The 17,313-nt window shown below is 61.7% G+C and carries 16 protein-coding genes; 9 read left to right on the top strand and 7 right to left on the bottom strand.

The window, feature by feature from the left end; all coding sequences use genetic code 11:
• Positions 1-2: 2 nt before the first annotated feature.
• The 3 genes from LAN70_05735 to LAN70_05725 are packed head-to-tail and all read left to right on the top strand — an operon-like array spanning position 3 to position 3,476.
• Positions 3-1,673 carry a hypothetical protein gene (locus tag LAN70_05735; GenBank protein MBZ5510657.1) on the top strand — a complete coding sequence of 557 codons (1,671 nt, stop codon included), beginning with the start codon at positions 3-5 and terminating at the stop codon, positions 1,671-1,673.
• Entirely contained in the window at positions 1,666-3,048 is a 1,383-nt protein-coding gene (locus tag LAN70_05730; protein MBZ5510656.1) for a sigma-54 dependent transcriptional regulator, read from the top strand. The genes LAN70_05735 and LAN70_05730 overlap by 8 nt, the downstream gene beginning before the upstream one ends.
• 56 nt (positions 3,049-3,104) lie before the next feature.
• On the top strand, positions 3,105-3,476 hold the full coding sequence (locus LAN70_05725; GenBank protein MBZ5510655.1) for a four helix bundle protein: 372 nt from the start codon (positions 3,105-3,107) through the stop codon (positions 3,474-3,476).
• A 140-nt stretch (positions 3,477-3,616) separates the two neighbouring features.
• Here LAN70_05725 and LAN70_05720 read toward each other — a convergent pair whose 3' ends face one another.
• Positions 3,617-3,970, bottom strand: coding sequence for a tetratricopeptide repeat protein (locus tag LAN70_05720; protein MBZ5510654.1), 354 nt, complete (start codon positions 3,968-3,970; stop codon positions 3,617-3,619).
• Positions 3,971-4,082: 112 nt separating this feature from the next.
• On the opposite strand from LAN70_05720, the gene LAN70_05715 reads away from it, so the two are divergent.
• Complete coding sequence (locus tag LAN70_05715) at positions 4,083-4,316, top strand: hypothetical protein (GenBank protein MBZ5510653.1); 234 nt, start codon at positions 4,083-4,085, stop codon at positions 4,314-4,316.
• 70 nt (positions 4,317-4,386) lie between these two features.
• Here LAN70_05715 and LAN70_05710 read toward each other — a convergent pair whose 3' ends face one another.
• From LAN70_05710 to LAN70_05700, 3 genes are all read right to left on the bottom strand, one after another.
• A complete protein-coding gene (locus LAN70_05710) occupies positions 4,387-5,214 on the bottom strand; it encodes an SAM-dependent chlorinase/fluorinase (protein ID MBZ5510652.1) in 828 nt (275 codons plus the stop codon).
• Positions 5,215-5,388: 174 nt separating this feature from the next.
• The gene (locus LAN70_05705) at positions 5,389-6,426 is read right to left on the bottom strand and encodes a DUF4097 domain-containing protein (protein MBZ5510651.1); all 1,038 of its coding nucleotides are present in this window, start codon (positions 6,424-6,426) and stop codon (positions 5,389-5,391) included.
• Between the two features lie 165 nt (positions 6,427-6,591).
• A complete protein-coding gene (locus LAN70_05700; protein ID MBZ5510650.1) occupies positions 6,592-7,800 on the bottom strand; it encodes an efflux RND transporter periplasmic adaptor subunit in 1,209 nt (402 codons plus the stop codon).
• Between the two features lie 75 nt (positions 7,801-7,875).
• On the opposite strand from LAN70_05700, the gene LAN70_05695 reads away from it, so the two are divergent.
• From LAN70_05695 to LAN70_05680, 4 genes are all read left to right on the top strand, one after another.
• Positions 7,876-8,127, top strand: a complete 252-nt coding sequence (locus LAN70_05695) for a hypothetical protein (protein ID MBZ5510649.1) — start codon at positions 7,876-7,878, stop codon at positions 8,125-8,127.
• 11 nt (positions 8,128-8,138) lie between these two features.
• Positions 8,139-9,503, top strand: coding sequence for a hemolysin family protein (locus tag LAN70_05690; protein ID MBZ5510648.1), 1,365 nt, complete (start codon positions 8,139-8,141; stop codon positions 9,501-9,503).
• A gap of 166 nt (positions 9,504-9,669) precedes the next feature.
• A complete protein-coding gene (locus LAN70_05685; GenBank protein MBZ5510647.1) occupies positions 9,670-10,587 on the top strand; it encodes an ABC transporter permease in 918 nt (305 codons plus the stop codon).
• Between the two features lie 145 nt (positions 10,588-10,732).
• Positions 10,733-11,764: a right-handed parallel beta-helix repeat-containing protein gene (locus LAN70_05680; GenBank protein ID MBZ5510646.1), complete on the top strand. Its 1,032-nt coding sequence runs from the start codon at positions 10,733-10,735 to the stop codon at positions 11,762-11,764.
• A 57-nt stretch (positions 11,765-11,821) separates the two neighbouring features.
• On the opposite strand, the gene LAN70_05675 is transcribed toward LAN70_05680, so the two are convergent.
• Positions 11,822-12,595 carry a DUF4412 domain-containing protein gene (locus tag LAN70_05675; GenBank protein MBZ5510645.1) on the bottom strand — a complete coding sequence of 258 codons (774 nt, stop codon included), beginning with the start codon at positions 12,593-12,595 and terminating at the stop codon, positions 11,822-11,824.
• 335 nt (positions 12,596-12,930) lie between these two features.
• On the opposite strand from LAN70_05675, the gene LAN70_05670 reads away from it, so the two are divergent.
• Positions 12,931-13,827: an ABC transporter permease gene (locus LAN70_05670; GenBank protein ID MBZ5510644.1), complete on the top strand. Its 897-nt coding sequence runs from the start codon at positions 12,931-12,933 to the stop codon at positions 13,825-13,827.
• Between the two features lie 69 nt (positions 13,828-13,896).
• Here the strand turns inward: LAN70_05670 and LAN70_05665 are convergent, their stop codons facing one another.
• Both LAN70_05665 and LAN70_05660 read right to left on the bottom strand, forming a co-directional pair.
• Positions 13,897-15,138, bottom strand: coding sequence for a DUF1501 domain-containing protein (locus LAN70_05665; protein ID MBZ5510643.1), 1,242 nt, complete (start codon positions 15,136-15,138; stop codon positions 13,897-13,899).
• Positions 15,139-15,219: 81 nt separating this feature from the next.
• Entirely contained in the window at positions 15,220-17,268 is a 2,049-nt protein-coding gene (locus tag LAN70_05660) for a DUF1800 family protein (GenBank protein MBZ5510642.1), read from the bottom strand.
• Positions 17,269-17,313: the final 45 nt, after the last annotated feature.

The following is a 17,313-nucleotide window of genomic DNA, read 5'->3' as shown; positions in this document are numbered from 1 at the left end:
GGGTGATAGCAAAAGGCGTGATGGGCGAGCAGTTCAACGAGCGAAGCTGGCTGATTTGGCTGGGCAAGGTGAGGATCATCATCATCACCTTTGTCTTCGGCATCGAGTTGGCCGTTGCCGTCCTGACGCCCACCTACCTTCCCAAAAGGCTCTTTGTCGTCGCCATCCTGCTGTGGTACACGCTGTCGGTTTTCTACCTCCTGCTGCTTTCCTTATGGCGAGATGCGCGCTTCCAGGCGCGTTTACAGGTCCTCACCGACCTGTGCATGGCCGCCACCATCGTCTATCTGACCGGGGGCATCGACAGCTCCTTCAACTTCCTGTATCCGCTGATCATCCTCGTTGCCGCCATCCTGTTCTCGCGGGCGTGGACGTTCCTGGTTGCCGCGCTGGCGTTCATCCTCTCCGGCGCCATCCTGGAGCTGTCGTACTTCGACATGCTGCACTCGTATTCGGTGAGCCGGCCCGACCTGCGCAGCCTGCAAGCCAGCATCCTCATCAACCTGTTCGCCTACGCGGCCATCGCCTACCTGGCCAGCCAGTTGAGCACGAAGTTGCGCCAGGCCGACGTCCGGCTGCAGGAGCAGAGCGGCGCGCTGGAAAACCTGCAGGCGCTCCATGAGAACATCGTCAACTCCATCAGCGGCGGCCTGATCACCACCGGCATGGACGGCCGGGTGCGCCTGATCAATGCCGCCGGGCAAAAACTGCTGGAACGCGGCGAGAACACCGTGGTGGGCCGCGGCGTGGAGCACCTCTTCCTCGACCAGTTGCCGGAGCCGGGTGCGGTTGCGGTGCGTTGCGAGGTGCGTTCCGCCACGCCGAACGGGGGCACCAAGACCTTCGGCATGAGCCGCTCGGTGCTGGAAGTGCCCGACCGCGGCGCCATGGGCTACGTCTACACCTTCGACGACCTCACCGAGATACGCCGCCTGGAGCGCGAGGTGCGGCTGCGCGACCGCATGGCGGCCGTGGGGCGCATGGCGGCCGCGATTGCGCACGAAATCCGCAATCCGCTCTCCTCCATCGCCGGCTCGGCCAAGGTGCTCGCCGACGTCTCCGTGCTCAACCAGGAGCAGCGCACGCTGGTGGACATCGTGACTCGCGAGTCGGAGCGTCTCAACAGCATCGTCTCCGACTTCCTCACCTACTCGCGCGAGAAGAAGTACGAGTTCACCACTCTCGACCTGGTGCCGTTGCTTGAGGACACGCTGATCCTGCTGCAAAACCGCGCCGAGCCGGGTGCGGCGGCGGTGCAGATCGTCCGCCAATTCGAGGCGGCGCATGCTCCGGCGCAGGTTGACGGCGACCGCATCAAGCAGGTGTTCTGGAACATCTGCGATAACGCTATTCGCGCCATGCCGGGAGGTGGAACGTTGACGGTTACGCTGCGGGCGCAGGAGGCGAACTGGCTGATCAGCTTCACCGACACCGGACACGGCATGCGCGGGCTGGAGATGGAAAAGATTTTCGAGCCGTTCCAATCGGGTTTCGATGGAGGAACCGGGCTGGGGCTGGCGATCGTGTACCAGGTCGTGCAGGCGCATGAGGGCAAGATTTCCGTGCGCTCCAAGATCGGGCAGGGAACCGAGTTTACGGTGCAGTTGCGACAGGCCGCGGCGGCCGGTTCCGAGCCCGCCCCGGCGGCCGCGGCAAGGGGGGCGCGTGGGTAATGTCCTGGTGGTTGACGACGAGCGCTCCATTTGCGAGTTGCTGGAAATCGCCCTGCGCAAGGAAGGGCATAAAGTCGAGACCGTCCAATCCGGGGATCATGCCAAGAAGAAGGTCAATTCCGCCCTCTTCGACGTGATTGTCACCGACATCAAGATGCCGAACACCAACGGCATCGAGGTGCTGCGCTACGCGCACAGCGTCTCGCCCGATACGGCCGTGGTGCTGATCACCGCCGTCGACGACCTGGAGTCGGCGGTGCAGGCGGTCAAGGCGGGAGGCGCGTTCGATTACATCCGCAAGGGACCGGCCCTGGTGGAGGACGTGAAGTTCGCCATCGGCAAGGCGATGGACAAGCTCTCTCTGCGGCGGCAGAACCTGGCCTTCAAGCGCGACGCCGCCAGCCGCAACTCGCTCGACAACCTGGTCGGAGTGAGTCCGACCATCGAAAAGCTCAAGCAGACCATCCGCACCGTCGCGCCCACCCACAGCACCGTGCTGATTCATGGCGAGAGCGGCACCGGCAAGGAACTGGTGGCGCGCGCGGTCCATGCCTGCTCCACCCGTGCCGGCCTGCCCTTCTTGCCCGCCAACTGCGGCGCCTTTACCGAAACCTTGCTGGAAAGCGAGCTGTTCGGATATTTGAAAGGCTCGTTCACCGGCGCCAACCAGAACCGGCGCGGGCTGTTCGAGGAAGCCACGGGTGGCACCGTCTTCCTGGATGAGATCAGCGAGATGAGCATCGGCATGCAGGTCAAGCTGCTGCGCGTGCTCCAGGAAAATGCGGTGCGGCCGCTGGGGTCGGCCGCCGAGACGCCGGTGGACGTGCGCGTCATTGCCGCCACCAACCGCGACCTGGAACGTACCACCGCGGAAGGCAATTTCCGCGAAGACCTCTACTATCGCTTGAGCGTCATTCCCATCTACGTTCCGCCGTTGCGCGAGCGGCCGGAAGACATTCCCATGCTGGCGAATCATTTTCTGAAGAAATACGCGCCGGCGGCGGGCAAGAGCATCCTGCGTGTTGTCCCGGATTCGTTGCGTGCCCTGGCGGGTTACGAATGGCCGGGCAACGTGCGGCAATTGGAGAACACCATCGAGCGCGCCGTCGCCCTCTGCACCGGGAACGAACTTGAGGTGGAACTGCCGGTGGAGCGCGGACGCGCCTGCGCCGTCGCCGCCGGAGCCGGTGGCGCCGCCGCCACTGTCCCCATTCCGCCGGATGGAATGGATATGGAAGGCTACGTCGCCGACCTGGAGCGGGCGCTGATCCAGTCGGCGCTGCGGCAGTGCAACGGGGTCCAGACTCGGGCCGCCGAGATGCTGAAGCTCTCCTATAGGTCTTTCCGGCATCTGCTGAAAAAGTATGACCTTTAAGAGTTTCAGTTTCAGTTTCAGTTTCGGTTTCAGCCTGAAGCGCGCGAGGAATTCTTATGTCGCACACATACAAGGACCTCATCGTTTGGCAACGTTCCATCGACCTTATTGAAAAGATATACCGTATGACGAAATGTTTTCCCCGCGATGAGGCGTATGGATTGACAGCCCAACTCCGACGCGCAGCAGTGTCCATCGCCAGCAACATCGCAGAAGGGCAGGGGCGCATGACCACCGGCGAATTTCGACATTTCGTTGGCCAAGCGCGAGGATCGGCTCTGGAAGTGGAAACACAGCTGATAATTGCGGAGCGCTTGGGCTACGTTGATAAGGCGGCGGTCGCACCGGCGTTTCAGGATTGCGACGAAATCAAGCGCAGGCTCCACGGGCTGGCGGAGTCACTCACCGAAATGTCGGCCAAGAACTAGCGTCCTGCAGCCAGAGTTTCAGTTTCAGTTTCTGTTTCAGCCAGAATCACGGGAGCTATTTTTATGTCGCACACATACAGTGACCTGATCGTTTGGCAACGTTCCTGCAATCACGACTGAAACTGAAACTGAAACTGAAACTACTTCTTTCCCTCTTTCAATTGCTGCTTCCAGCCGAGGATGCGCGCCTTGTTGCCCTCCGCTTCCGCCTCCGGAACCATGCCCTTTTTCTGGTAGAGGATGGAAAGTGAAGTGTGCGCGAGCACGTCGTTGGGATCGAGTTGCGCGATGCGGTTCGCGATTTCGATGGCATCATCCAGCCGGTTCATGTCCTGGTAGGCGCGCGAGAGGCCGTGCATCGCTTCGGTGAAGGTGGGATCGGCTGCGAGAGATTGCTGGTAGGCTGCCACCGCTTCCTCGTGCCGCCCTTCGGCGTAGAGGTCGAGCGCGTTGTAGTAGTGGTCTTCGGCTATCTCGCGACTGCCATCACTCATGCATCAAGTCTTTCAGTCTATCGGTCTATCAGTCAATCGGTTCGGATCGACAGTCCGACAGACCGACACACTGATAGACCGATGGACCGGCAGACCGATAGACTGACAGACGATGTGGTACCTCCTCCGATTCCTGTGGAACGCCACCCGCGGCCATCACCTGGCCCCGTGGCGCAGTCCGTATCTGCGGTGGCGGATCGAGACCTACACCGGCGTCAAGATGACGGACATCGGATTCCTGGAATTTTTCGAATTCATGTGGAAGGAGCGGGCGGAGCTGTTTCGCTTCCTGCAGTGGACGGCGGAGATGGACCGCTACGCGCGCCCAAAGCCAAAAAATCCCTAGCCACAGAGGCCACAGAGGAAGCGGAAAACAAAGCCTCTACTTAATGGCTCTGTGTCCTCTGTGGCTGAAATCAGGGCGCGACAGTTCCCACCTGCGCGGTCTCGAACAACACCCCGCAATCGGACCCTTTGCCCGCTCCCACGATATGCGACGCGGAACCGCGATGGCACGCGATCTCCAGGAAGCCACCGGAATTCAGCACCACGAACACCTCACCCGGCGTGCCTTCCGAGTACGATTGCGTCATCTTGGTAATTTCATGTTTTGCGATCAGCACCTTGAACGGCGGCGGCTCGGGGGCAAACAGTTGCGGCAAATCGTGGGGCGTGATGTTGGTGACCAGGTTGCCGAACTTGTCCACCTTCAGGATCACGCCCTTGAGCAGCTTGTCGTTCACCGGCTTGGGTCTGGGCGCCGCGAAGCGGATGTAGTCGGTGATTTCATCGCCAAACTTCGCCACCTCGACGCCTTTGCTCAGCCATCCCGCCACCGCGGCGAACACGTCCCGGCCGTGGAACGTGCTGCTCACCGGCTGCAAGAAATAATGGGAGGCGGAGATGTGCCGCACCGAAATCCGTTCCTCGCGGTCGTACACGAACGACAGCACTCCATTGTCGGGGGCGATGAACATTTGCTTGCCGGTGGTCACCAGCAGCGGACGCCGGGTCGAGCCCACGCCCGGGTCCACCACCACCAGGTGCACCGTGTCGACAGGGAAGTACTGGTACGCCTGCACGATGGTCAATGCCCCGTCCAGGATGTCGAATGACTGCACCGCGTTGCAGATGTCCACGATCTGGGCCGCCGGATTGATGTTCAGGATGACACCTTTCATGGTGCCGACGTAATGGTCGTTCAGTCCGAAATCGGTGGTAAAGGTGATCACACGCTGGGCCACGGGAGCCTCGTTTCGCTGGATGGTCTCAAAGGCAGGGCGACGTTAGCGCGGCCAATGGAAGGAAGTCAAGAAAAGCAGTCGATGGTCGATGGCAGTGCGGATTTGCTTTGATGACCGGCCAAGAAACACTGAGTGAGGCGATGCGATGCACGGCCATCGACCGCCGACCATCGACTACTCAATCCGTATGTTTCCCGACCCGGTGTGCAGGTCGAGATGAAATCCGCCGCCGTTCACGGTTCCGCGCAGGTCACGTTTCCCGATCGTGCCTTGAACCGTGACTTGGCGGTCGGTGTGGATGGATCCTGAGCTGGTGTGCGCGCTCAAATAGAAGGCCGCTTGTGCGGGCAGGCGCACGATGATGCTGCCCGACCCGGTGCTCATGCTCCAGTCGCCGGTAGGCTGGCCCTGGAGCTCGATGCTGCCGCTGCCGGTGTGGGCGCGCACGGCGCCGCGCACGTCGTCCACGCGGATGCTGCCTGATCCTGTCTGGAAATCGATCTCCGCGCCCGACGAACCCGCCGTGGAGCTATCGATATAGCTGATGCCGGAATGAATCCGCGAGCCTGAAGCCAGCGGCACTTCCTTACCCTGGTCCTGGGCGCGACTTTCGACGGGCTTATCACTTCCCACGCCCTCGCCCCGAATCGAGCCGCTGCCCGTGTGGGCGCGCACCGAACCGCGCAGTTTGCTCACCGTGATGCCGCCCGACCCGGTATGCGCGCGCACCGGGCCCGCAATGTCCGATAGGCGGAGGCTGCCGGATCCGCTGTTGACCTCCGCCGGCCCAGCGACGCCGGAAATTTCCTGGCTTCCAGAACCGGTTTTCGAAAGCAGCTTTGTCTCCGCCGGCACTACCAACTCGTAGCTGATCGAAATATTTTCGTGCCGCAGGGTCTCGCCCAGGTGTCCGATGCGCACCGTGTTGCCGCTCTGCTCGATCGGCGGATTGGCCACGATCGCCTTCATGGCCGCCTCGGGATCGCCACCGCCGCAAATGCCGAAGCAGAAGCCGGCACGAATCGTGCCATGAACGCGAATCGTTCCCGCGGCGCCGCTGCGCACCGTGATGCTGCCCGAACCGGTTACGACTTCCAGGTCCACCGCTCCGCTGACGTTCAAGGTGCGATCGAACGTAGCCTCTTCCGCCAGCAACGGCAGGGCGCACAACGCTACCGCCAGGACCAGACCGATACGCGCCAGTTTTTTCATGGTGACCTCGTTCAAGGCTTCAGGCTGCAGGCTCCAGGCTTCAGGCTACCACTTGCGTGCCTGTGTGCTTGCGCCTGAAGCCTGCAGCCTTGAGCCTGAAGCCTGATTGTTGGGGATCTCCCAACTGGAGGGGTCTTGGGGGATCCCCGTAGTGCCGCACCCAAGTTATTGCAGCACGATCTGGTCGCCTTCCTTGAGACCTTCCAGCACTTCCGCTTTGGCGCCGTTGGAGATCCCAAGTTTCACTGCGACCTTTTTCTTGCCGTCCTTGGCGCTCGGGTCAGGGACTTCCACCGACGCCTTCTTGTCCTTGTCGTACAGCACCGCGCCTTCCGGAACGCGCAGCACGTTCTTGTGTTCGTCCAGGATGATTTCCGCGTTCGCGGTCATGGCCGCTTTCAACTCGCCGCCAGGATTGGTAATCGACACCCGCACCTCGAAAGTGGTGACGTTGTCCTTTTCCACGCCCATCGGCGAAATCTTGGTGACCTTGCCGGTGAAGCTCTTGTCCTTGAACGACTCCACCTTGATGCGCGCCGGCTGCCCGAGATACACCTTGCCGATATCACTCTCGTCCACCTTGCCCTTGACGTACACCTCGCTGGTGTCGCCTTCGGTCATGACCAGGGTTGACGCCGAGCCCATCACCAAAATTGAGCTGACCGCGTTTCCGATTTCCACGTCCCGCGACAGGATGATCCCGTCAATCGGCGCCACGATGGTGTAATAGGTGTATTGCTCCTGCAACTGGGCCAGGGTCGCGCTGGCCTGCGCCACTTGCGCCTGCGCCTGTTTTTCTCTCGCCTTCAGGACGCCGAGCTGCGCCTGCGCCACCTGTTGCTTGTTGATGGCCAGCTCGTAGGCCTTCTGCGCGTCGTCCAATTGCGACTCCGAAACCACCCCGTCCTTGGCCATGCTGATGGCGCGATCGTAGGCACGCTTGAGCATCGGGATATCGGGGCTGATGGCGTCCACCTTGGCGCGCTCGTAGTCGGCGGTGGCGGCGCGCTCGCTGGCTTCGGCGGCCTCGAACTGCGCCTTCGCCTGCCGCACCTGCGCTTCGATCTCAATCTTGTCGAGCTCGACCAGCACCGTCCCGGCCTTCACCGACTGCCCGGCGTCAATGTTCCATTTCTTGACGATGCCGCTGGCCTTGGACTTGATTTCCACCTTGGTGATCGGCTCGATCTTCCCGGTTGCGACCACGCTCTTGGCCAGATCGCCGCGGTCCACCTTGGCCAACTTCGACGCGTCAATCTTGGTTCCGCCCCGGGTGGCAGCCACAACGGCGGTTACGATGACCAGCACGCCGACAATCGATCCGCCGATATACAGCCAGCGCCTCTTCTTTTTCTTACCATTGCCGTTTGCCATTACGCCCTCCTCGCCTTACCCGCCGGCCTTGCCGGCTGCCACGGTGCTGGCGTCGCGCAGGGAAATACGGCCCCTATGATCATCATTACGCACCGGGTGCTGATTTGGTTCCCGGATATCGGCGCAATTCATGCCTGGGACCAATTTGGTACGAGCCGCGACCGGCTGCAAGGATTTAGACACCGCCGGTGGGAAAAGGAAAGCAAAGAAACAGGCTTTAGGCTTGATGCCAGTCATCAGTCTCCAGTCGCCAGTCTCCAGGCGGAAAACCCCGGCGACCGGCGACTGGCGACTGGAGACTCATGCCTGCAGGCCGAAGCCTGCTAGAATTTCGGCCAATGGCCGGATACGTGCTCCTGCGGGTATTTGCGGTCTTGCTGCTGGTGGCGGCCAATGCCTTCTTTGTGGCGGCGGAATTTGCCCTGGTCAGCGTGCGCGACACCCGCATCCAGCAACTGATCGAGGCCGGCCGCGTCGGCGCCCGCACCGTCCGCAAGCTGCACGAGCGCATGGACGAGCTGCTCAGCGCCGTTCAGCTCGGTGTCACCCTGGCCAGCCTCGGACTGGGCTGGGTTGGCGAGCCCACCCTGGCCGCTTTACTCCAAATGGCGATGGGCGGCGGCGATCACCCCACGGTCCTGGCCCATACCTTCGCTGTCGCGGTGGCGTTCATCCTCATTACCTACTTCCACGTTGTTCTCGGTGAAGTGGTGCCGAAATCCGTGGCCTTGCAGCGCGCCGATCGCGTCGCCCTCGCTGTCGCCGCTCCCATGGATTTCTTCATGACCGTGGCGCGACCGTTTCTGCGCGTGATCAGCGCTTCGGCACGTTTTGTGCTGCGCCGCTTCGGGGCCCATGAGGTGCGTTCTTCGGTGATCCATTCGCCAGAGGAGCTGAAGCTGGTTGTGACCGCCTCCCGCCGCTTCGGCATCGTTCCCCAGCTCGAACAAGAGATGATGCTGCACGCGCTCGAACTGGGCGAAATCACCGTGCGCCAGGTGATGGTCCCGCGTCCCGGGATTTTCTCCCTGCCTGCCGACATGCCGTTGGAACAGGCGCTGGCGCGCGTCGTCGAGGAACAGCATTCGCGCGTTCCCGTGTACGACCCGCAGCGCGGCTCCGAACACATTATCGGCCTGCTTTACAGCAAGGACCTCACGCGGTGGATGCGCCTGCGCTACACCATGCCGGCGTCCGATCCCGCGGCCGCGCGCCTCGCGAATATGGTGGTGCGCGACGTCATGCACGACGTGCTGGTCGTGCCTGAAACCAAGCCGCTCACCGACCTGCTGGCCGAATTGCGCCACCGCAAGCGCCACCTGGCGGTGGTGGTGGACGAGTTCGGCTCCACCTCGGGCGTGGTGACCGTCGAAGACGTGCTCGAGCAACTGGTGGGCGAGATCGAAGACGAGTTCGACATCGCGCCGCAGCCGCTTCCCGCCGGCGCCACCAGCATGGCGCTGGAGGGCGCGGTCAATATTCGCGACCTCGAAACCCAGTACCGCGTCCTGCTGCCCTCGGACCAGGGATTCGAAACCCTCGCCGGCTTCATGCTGGCTCAGTTCCAGCGCATCCCGAAGCCGGGCGACTCGTTCGAGTACGTCGGCCGCCGCTTCACCGTGCTGGAAATGGAGAACCGCCGCATCGCCCGTGTGCTGATCGAGGCGGTGGAGCCGCAATCGGCAGAACGGGCAGGGGACTAGGAATTGGTAATTTGGTAATTTCGTAATTTGGTAATTTGAAGACAAGGGCAACACGGACTAAGGACGCCGACTGCTGCGCGCTGCGGCTTTCCAATTACCAAATTGCCAACTTACGAAATTACCAAATGAGAGACTACCGACTACCGACCACCGATAACCGACAACGATGTTCAGGTTCTTAGCAACCCGCGTTCTCTACACGCTGCCCGTCGTCTGGCTGGTTGTCTCCATCGTGTTTCTGCTCATCCACCTTGTCCCTGGCGATCCCATCCAGCAAATGCTGGGCGAAAGCGCCGCCGCCGCCGACATCCAGGCGGCGCGCCACGCCTACGGTCTCGACCTGCCGATGAGCCGGCAATACCTGAATTATTGGAAGGGAGTGCTGCACGGCGATCTTGGGCAGTCGCTGCGCTTCAACCAGAACGTCGGAAGCCTCATCGCCGAGCGCTACCCGTTCACGCTCAAGCTGACCCTGGCATCGCTTCTGGTCGCCCTGGCGACCTCGATTCCAGCGGGCGTGCGCTCCGCGCGGCGTCGTAACCGCTGGGACGACCGCGCCATCAGCTTTGCCAGCCTGCTGGGGCTTTCGTTCCCGAACTTTGCCCTCGGGCCGGTACTGATCTTGTTTTTCGCCGTGTATCTTGGACTGCTGCCCGTATCCGGCAGCGGGACCTTCGCCCACCTGGTCTTGCCGGCGTTCACCATGGGCGGCGCGCTGGCGGCGATCCTTACTCGCATGGTGCGCACTTCGATGTTGGAAGAATTGGGACAGGACTACATCCGCACCGCGCGCGCCAAGGGCCTGCCGGAGCGCACCGTGGTCTACCGCCACGCGCTGCGCAATGCCATGATTCCGGTGTTGACGGTGATCGGCCTGCAATTCGGCGCGCTGCTGGCCGGAGCGATCGTCACTGAGACCATCTTCTCCTGGCCCGGCATCGGCCGCCTCACCATCCAGGCAATCAACACCCGCGACTACTACCTGGTGCAGGGCTGCATTCTGGCGATTGGGTTGACGTACGTTGCGGTGAATTTTCTGACGGATTTGCTGTACTCGGCGTTCAATCCGCGCATACGGCAGTAAGGTAGGACTTAGCGTGATAAGGGCCGAAGGCATTCATGAGCAAATTAGAGATGTTATCGACAGCTATCATCAAGTATGACAAGATGTATCGAAACACGGCCTTTGGAAGCGCCGTGTTATTCCTTTGTCTACTAAGAGTGCAGAGTTGCGACGCCACTTAATTCTTCTTTCCTGTATTTTGCTACTCATTGTCCACCTTGGCTGTGGTCGGTCTGCTACCAACGGCACCTTTATCCCTGCAGCACAAGCGCAAGGCACGGTCGATTACAAAGCTCTGATCGAAGCTGGAGGGATCGTTATGCTTCCGGCTGGAACTCTGAACCTGGATTGCACCTCGCACATTGTGATCAAGCGGGATGTTGTTGTCCAGGGGCAGGGGTTTGGCACAACCGTTATTCGGGACGCGTGTCCTGACGGCGACACGATTGTAATTCAGTCGGCCGACGCAACAGTGACGTTGGAGAACTTGCGGATAACTCGCGCTGCTCCTGCTACAGCCGGTTCGGGTCTCCACTGGATTGGTAACAGCACATCTTGGTACAACGCGCCAGATGCGGGGCGTCTTTTTCTGAGGAAACTTTGGGTCGACATGTCTTACAACTGCATTGTCGCGGAGGGCCGGAGTGCGATCCTGTTCATCGAGCAGAGCATCGTGGAACATTGCGTGAACGATGGTGGCCAGTTCAGCACGTGGGCATCGACTCTGCATGACAACTGGTTCCAGTTCAATGGCGGGAATGGGGTTTCCTTCCTCGATGGTTTTCCGCAGTCGTCAACGGGGAACGAGTTTTATTTCAACGGAGGACATGGGGTCTATTACAAGAATCCGTCTGGCGGCAACGCGTGGCATGTTGGAGACTATATTGACTCGAATCGCGCGTCGGGACTCTATGCTGAGGGGCTGACGACGTTCGTATTTAACGATGGGTGGATTGGGTCGAATGGAATTGCCAAAGGCACATGGGATGACGGCATCAACAACAGCTTGCCAGGAATAGAAGTTTACGGCGTGTCTTACGCGACGACATTCAACGGCAACATGATTACCAACAATCACGGACCAGGCGTTGTGATGAAGAACATGAACCAGGTGCGTGCAGCGGGCAATAACAGCGCCTACAATCTGGGCGGTTGCGACAGTATCAACGGGTCCTGCTTCAATCTGAACGCCCAATGATTTCCATTTGCTGCTAGGTGAGACATCTATGGCGTGTGAACCTCTCTAGGCCCCTGGCTACTCCTCTATCACTCTCTTCGGCGGCACTTCTTTGTATCCCCGCGGCATGGCAAACACCGCTTCCGGCACCCTGACCTGCTTCACTTCCAGCACATTCATCTCGCTGCGGCTGCTGTGGTCGCCGTTGGCATCGGCGGTGCGCGTCACGGTCACGCGCTTCAGGGGAAAGCCCTCGACCTTCGCCATCTCGGCGCGGATCATCTTGTCCACCTGCTCGTCACCCGTGCTTGGCGGATCCTGTTTCAGCCAGACTTTCAGCGCCGGGTCGGCGAGCTTGTCGGTGGTCCAGATGTCTTCCTCCATCACCGTGGAAACCTTTTTCGCGCCGGTAATGTGCATGCTGACCGTGTAGCTGGTGCGATAGCGATAATGCCGCGTCGGCAGCCCCGCCAGCAGCCCGCCATCTTCCTCCAGCAACTTTTCGATCTTGGGCGATTCGAAGTTCACCTTCATCATGCCGCGCATGCCCTGTACCATGCCGCCCATGCTCGCCATCATCGCCTGCACGTCGTACTTGGTGTAGGTTTTGGTCGCCGGGCTGATCAGGTAGAGCGTCTTGCCTTCGTCGGGCGAAAGCATGTAGTCGCCGATCGCATAATCGTCGGCCTGGCTCTCCACGAATACCACCTTGGCTCGCGCGCCGCTGACGTAGGCGTGCACGGTGACGTCGCCGCCGCCATCGCTGCGCGTCTGCGCCACGAATTCCACCCCGGCGAGGCAATACGCCGCCGCGATAGCCACGAAACCGCAAATGATCAGCGATTTACGCATTTACACCTGTTTCGTCGTGCCGTCCCTACGGTGTCTGCGTCATAGCTGTGCCGCGCCGCTGGCGCTCACGCTTTTTGATGCACTTTACCCAGCGCTGCCGCGCTGGGCTAACGAATTTCGCCGCTCCGCGGCTGGTTTTGGTTTGCCCTTGGACCAATGCAACGCGCGAAATCGAGCTATGACACAGACACCTACGGGACTCCAATCGTTGTAGTCGGTAACCGGTAGCCCGTAGTCCGGAACCGGACTATCGACTACGCACTACCGACTACCTACGATAAACTGAAACTGAAACTGAAACTGAAACTGAAACTCGGGTAATGCAACCCTAACTCATGGCCACAGTTGCGACCACTCCCTCCGGCATTCCGGCCACGGTGCCCGCGGCGCAACGCTTGCGGCGCGCCATCCTGCTGAACCCGCTGGCCGCCGCTGGGATTGTCCTGGTTGTTGTCTTCACCGTGCTGGCCATCTTCGCGCCTTGGATTGCGCCCCACGATCCCGCCGCAATCAATCTCCCGGACCGCCTCTCCGGACCTTCGGCGGCGCACTGGCTGGGTACCGACGAGCTTGGCCGCGACATGCTCTCCCGCATCATCTATGGCGCGCGCATCTCCATGCTGGTCGGCTCCAGCGTAGTTACGGTTGCGCTGATTCTCGGCCTGATCGTTGGCTGCATTGCCGGATACTATGGCGGACGCGTGGACCGCATCGTCAACATCGTGATCATGAACGCCTTCCTCTCGTTTCCCGGCATATTGCTGGCCATCGCCTTCGTCGCCTTTCTCGGCCCCGGGATATTCAACCTGATCCTGGCGCTCTCGATCGGCGGATGGGTGGGCTACGCCCGCTTGGTCCGCGCCCAGGTACTGGCGACGCGCGAGCGCGAATTCATCGAAGCCGCGCGTGCCCTCGGCGCCAGCGACTGGCGCGTCATCACGCGCCACGTCCTTCCCAACATGATTCAGCCGGTCATCGTGCAGGCCGCCATCGGCATGGCCGGAGCGATTCTCGCCGAAGCCACCATGAGCTTCCTTGGTCTTGGGGTTCCGCCTCCGGCCGCAAGTTGGGGATCGATGCTCAACGACGGCCGCGCGCACCTGTTCGACGCGCCTCACCTGGTGCTGTTTCCCGCCATTGCGGTCATGCTCGCGGTGCTTTCCTTCAACTTCATTGGCGACGCCCTGCGCGACTATCTGGATCCCCGCGCCCGCATCGAAGCCGGATTATAGGATTCAGCCACAGAGGACACGGAGGAAGAAAACCCCCGTTCCTCTGTGGCCTCTGTGGCTAAGACTGACCTACGCGAGGAATTTCAGGAATGAGTTGGGACTTGCGTCGAATCCCGGGAAAACCGCGCCCAGGTTACGGTTCCCGAGGTGCCGGTACAACACCTCGCTCAGGACAGTGCGGAAATCCGTGGTCAGCGCCAGGTCGCGGCCTTCATACAAATGTTCCTGCGCCAGCCCCGGCCAGCGTCCGTACACCCGCCGCCCGCGCACCGGCCCGCCCATGATGAACATCACGTTGGCGTGGCCGTGGTCGGTGCCGCGATTTCCGTTCTCGCGCGCGGTGCGTCCGAATTCCGACATCGTTACCACCACCGTGTCTTCCGCCAGGTTTCCCATGTCGGTCCAGAATGCCGACATGGCCCGCGCCAAATCGCCAACCCGATTCGCGATCTGCCCCTGCACCGAACCTTCGTTCACATGGTGGTCCCAACCGCCGACATCGGAGAACGCGATCTCCACGCCCAGGTCCGCCTTCATCAATTGCGCCACCTGGCGCAGCGCGTTGCCCAGCGGCCCGCGCGGATAATTCGCGCCCGGCGCCGGCGTGTACTTCGCCGGGTCCGCCGATTTCAGCATCTTCACCGCGTCAAACGTCTCCTGACCGGTGCCGTGCAACACCGCGTCCACCGACTGGTCGTACATCGCCTCAAAGGTATTCGACAGCGGCTGCGCCCGCGGGTTCCGCCCGCCTACGCCAAATTCATTGACGTTGCTGATCGCCACCGCCGGCGCGCTTCCCGCCAGCATGCGCGGCAGAGCGCTGCCGAGCGCGATCGCGCGGAACGGAGTTGCGTCTTTCTCCGCGGGGGTGCGCAGCGCGCGGTTCAGCCAGCCATCCTCGGTAGCCTTCAGCCCGGGCGTGCCCGACTCCATGTAATCCTGCGCGTCGAAGTGCGAGCGCGTCGGATCGGGCGACCCGGCGGCGTGCACGATCGCCAGGTGCCCCTGGTCCCACAGCGGCTTGAACGACGACATCGCCGGATGCAGCCCGAAAAATCCGTCGAGATCAATCACTTGCTGCCGCGGGATGGCAATCGTCGGCCGCATCGCGTAATACGACGCCTCGCCATGCGGCACCACGATGTTCAGCCCGTCCGCCGCGCCCCGCTGGAAGATGACGACGAATCGCTTCTTGCCCGTCGCCGTCTTCTCCGACGCGAACGCCACCCGTTGCAGGAACGCCGGCACCACCGTCGTCCCCACCACGGCCATCGCTCCGCCCTTGAGAAAGACTCTCCGAGTAATTGACATTGCGGACTCCACTTAGCTCTCAGCTGTCAGCTTTCAGCAAAACCGGTTTCTAGCTGATAGCTGATGGCTGAGAGCTGACAGCTATCTTTTCTGGAACTCCGGCGACCCCAAGATCAATCCTGCCAGCACTCCCACGTTCACCGGCCGTGACGGATCGTCCAGCACGCGCCCGGTGACTTGCGGATCCACGGCATGCTTCAGGATGGTCTCGTGTGTCTGCTTCGACAGGTCGCCGGCCAGCAGCGTGTTTTCCAGTCTGGCCAGCGCCGCATTGGTATCGCCTGGGGCCTCCGTCGACCCCAGCACGCGCTCGGGCGCAAACGTCACTCCCGGCATCCGCCCCGAGGTGAAGCGCAGCGCGAAGTTCATGCGGTTCAACAGCGCCGCCGAATTCACCCAGGTTTCCGCTTTCATCGAGTACCCGGTTGGCGGTTGCGCCCCGTACAGCGGCATGCCCATCTGGTTCAGCGTCTGCACCAGCGGCAGCGCGTTGCTCACATCCGCGCCGCTTGCCCGCACCGCCGATACCACGAACTCCAGCGGCGTCTTCACCTTCGCGCGATACGCCTGCGGCGCCCAGAATTCCGGCGAGTCGAACATGGTGCGCAACACCTGCCGGATATCGCCATCGCTTTTCAGGAACGTGCCCGCCATGCGGTTCACCAGCGCTTCCGGCGGATTGTTGGAGACGAACCGCATCGCCAGCTTCTTCGAGATGAAGTGCGCCGTCGAAGGATGATGCGCCAGGATTGTCAGCATCTCCTTGCCTTCACCCTCGCCATGTTCCTTGATCGTATGTCCGAGCACGAACTTGGCGCCGGGCTCGTGCATGCGCGGGTTGAAATCGAAATCTCCGCCGCGCCGCGGTTCCCTGATCGTCCACCCGGTGAACACGCGCGCCATTTCGGTGACGTCCTTCTGCGTGTATCCGCCGTCCACTCCGAGGGTGTGCAATTCCATCAATTCGCGCGCGTAGTTCTCGTTCAACCCGCGCGGCTGCTTTTTGGCGTTAGCCTGCTGCGGCGGTTGCGGACGCTGCTGCGGCCTGGGGTACGGCAGCCCGAAAGGCCCGCCAAACGGGCGAATCCGGCCCATGCGGGCGGCGTTCCTCGCCCGCGGCGGCCCGCCCAGCCCCACCGGCGACCGCGGCCCCACGCTCTGCCAGTTGTCCAGGTAGAACATCATGGCCGGACTTTTCGCGGTGGCCATCAGCAGGTCCTGGAACTTGCCGAGCGCGTGCGGACGGATCACATCGCGCTCGTACTCGCCGACCAGGTAGCGGTCCGCTCCCTTGCCGATGAATACGTTGAAGTGGTTAAACCAGAAATCGGTCATCACCTCGTCGAGCTGACGCTCGCTGTAGGCCGCCCGCAGGACCTTGCCCTGCATCAACTCGGTGGCGACCACCTGCGGCGGATTGTTCATCGCCATCAACTGCTCGCGCTGCTGCGGCGACAGCGAGTTCATCAACTGCTCGCGCTCTTCCGGCGGAAGCGCCCGTGCCAGCATCTGACGTTGTTGCGGATCCATCGCCAGGATCGCCTGCATGCGCTTGTCCGGCGTCGGCAGCGCGAGGATTTTGTCGAGCTGCTCGCGCGCGTACATGCGGGCCTCGCGACGTTCCGCTTTCTGCTCTTCCGTGAGCATCATTCCCTGATCCTCGCCCGCTTGATCGGCCGGTGCGGCCTTGGCGGCTTTCTTCTCCTGCCTGTCCTGGTACTTCTCCACCTGCGATTCGTAGATCGCGCGCTCCGTCTTGTCCGATGGCATGGACCTGCGCCCGTCCGCCACCTGCTTGATCAACTGCGGAGGAGGGAAGTTCTCCACCAGTTGACGGGCATCCATATGCAGAGTGCGCAGCGGCTCCAGGCGCGCTTCCAGCGCCGAGTCGTCAATCTTTTCGGGATGCAGTTGCTGCTCGATCCACTGGTCCACGCCCATGGCGGCTACGCGGTCCACGTCGCCCGGCCGCGGCCCAAAGGTCAGCCGGTTGAGCGCGTGCAGCGCCCGCTGCCGCTCGTCCAGCTGGGCCGTTGCTTTCTTGTCTTTTTTCTTATTGCCGGCCCAGAGCGAGGCCGAAACCGCACAGGCGAGAATTACCAGCAGGACCGTCAGTTGCTTGCGTCGCATGGTGGGTCTCCGACCGGGTGCCATCCCCATGGCGATTATGAACCC

The sequence above is a fragment of the Terriglobia bacterium genome, from assembly GCA_020072845.1.
Taxonomy (GTDB): domain Bacteria; phylum Acidobacteriota; class Terriglobia; order Terriglobales; family Acidobacteriaceae; genus JAIQGF01.
The sequence above is the reverse complement of the archived record's forward strand: the minus strand, read 5'-3'. Positions and strand labels throughout refer to the sequence as shown.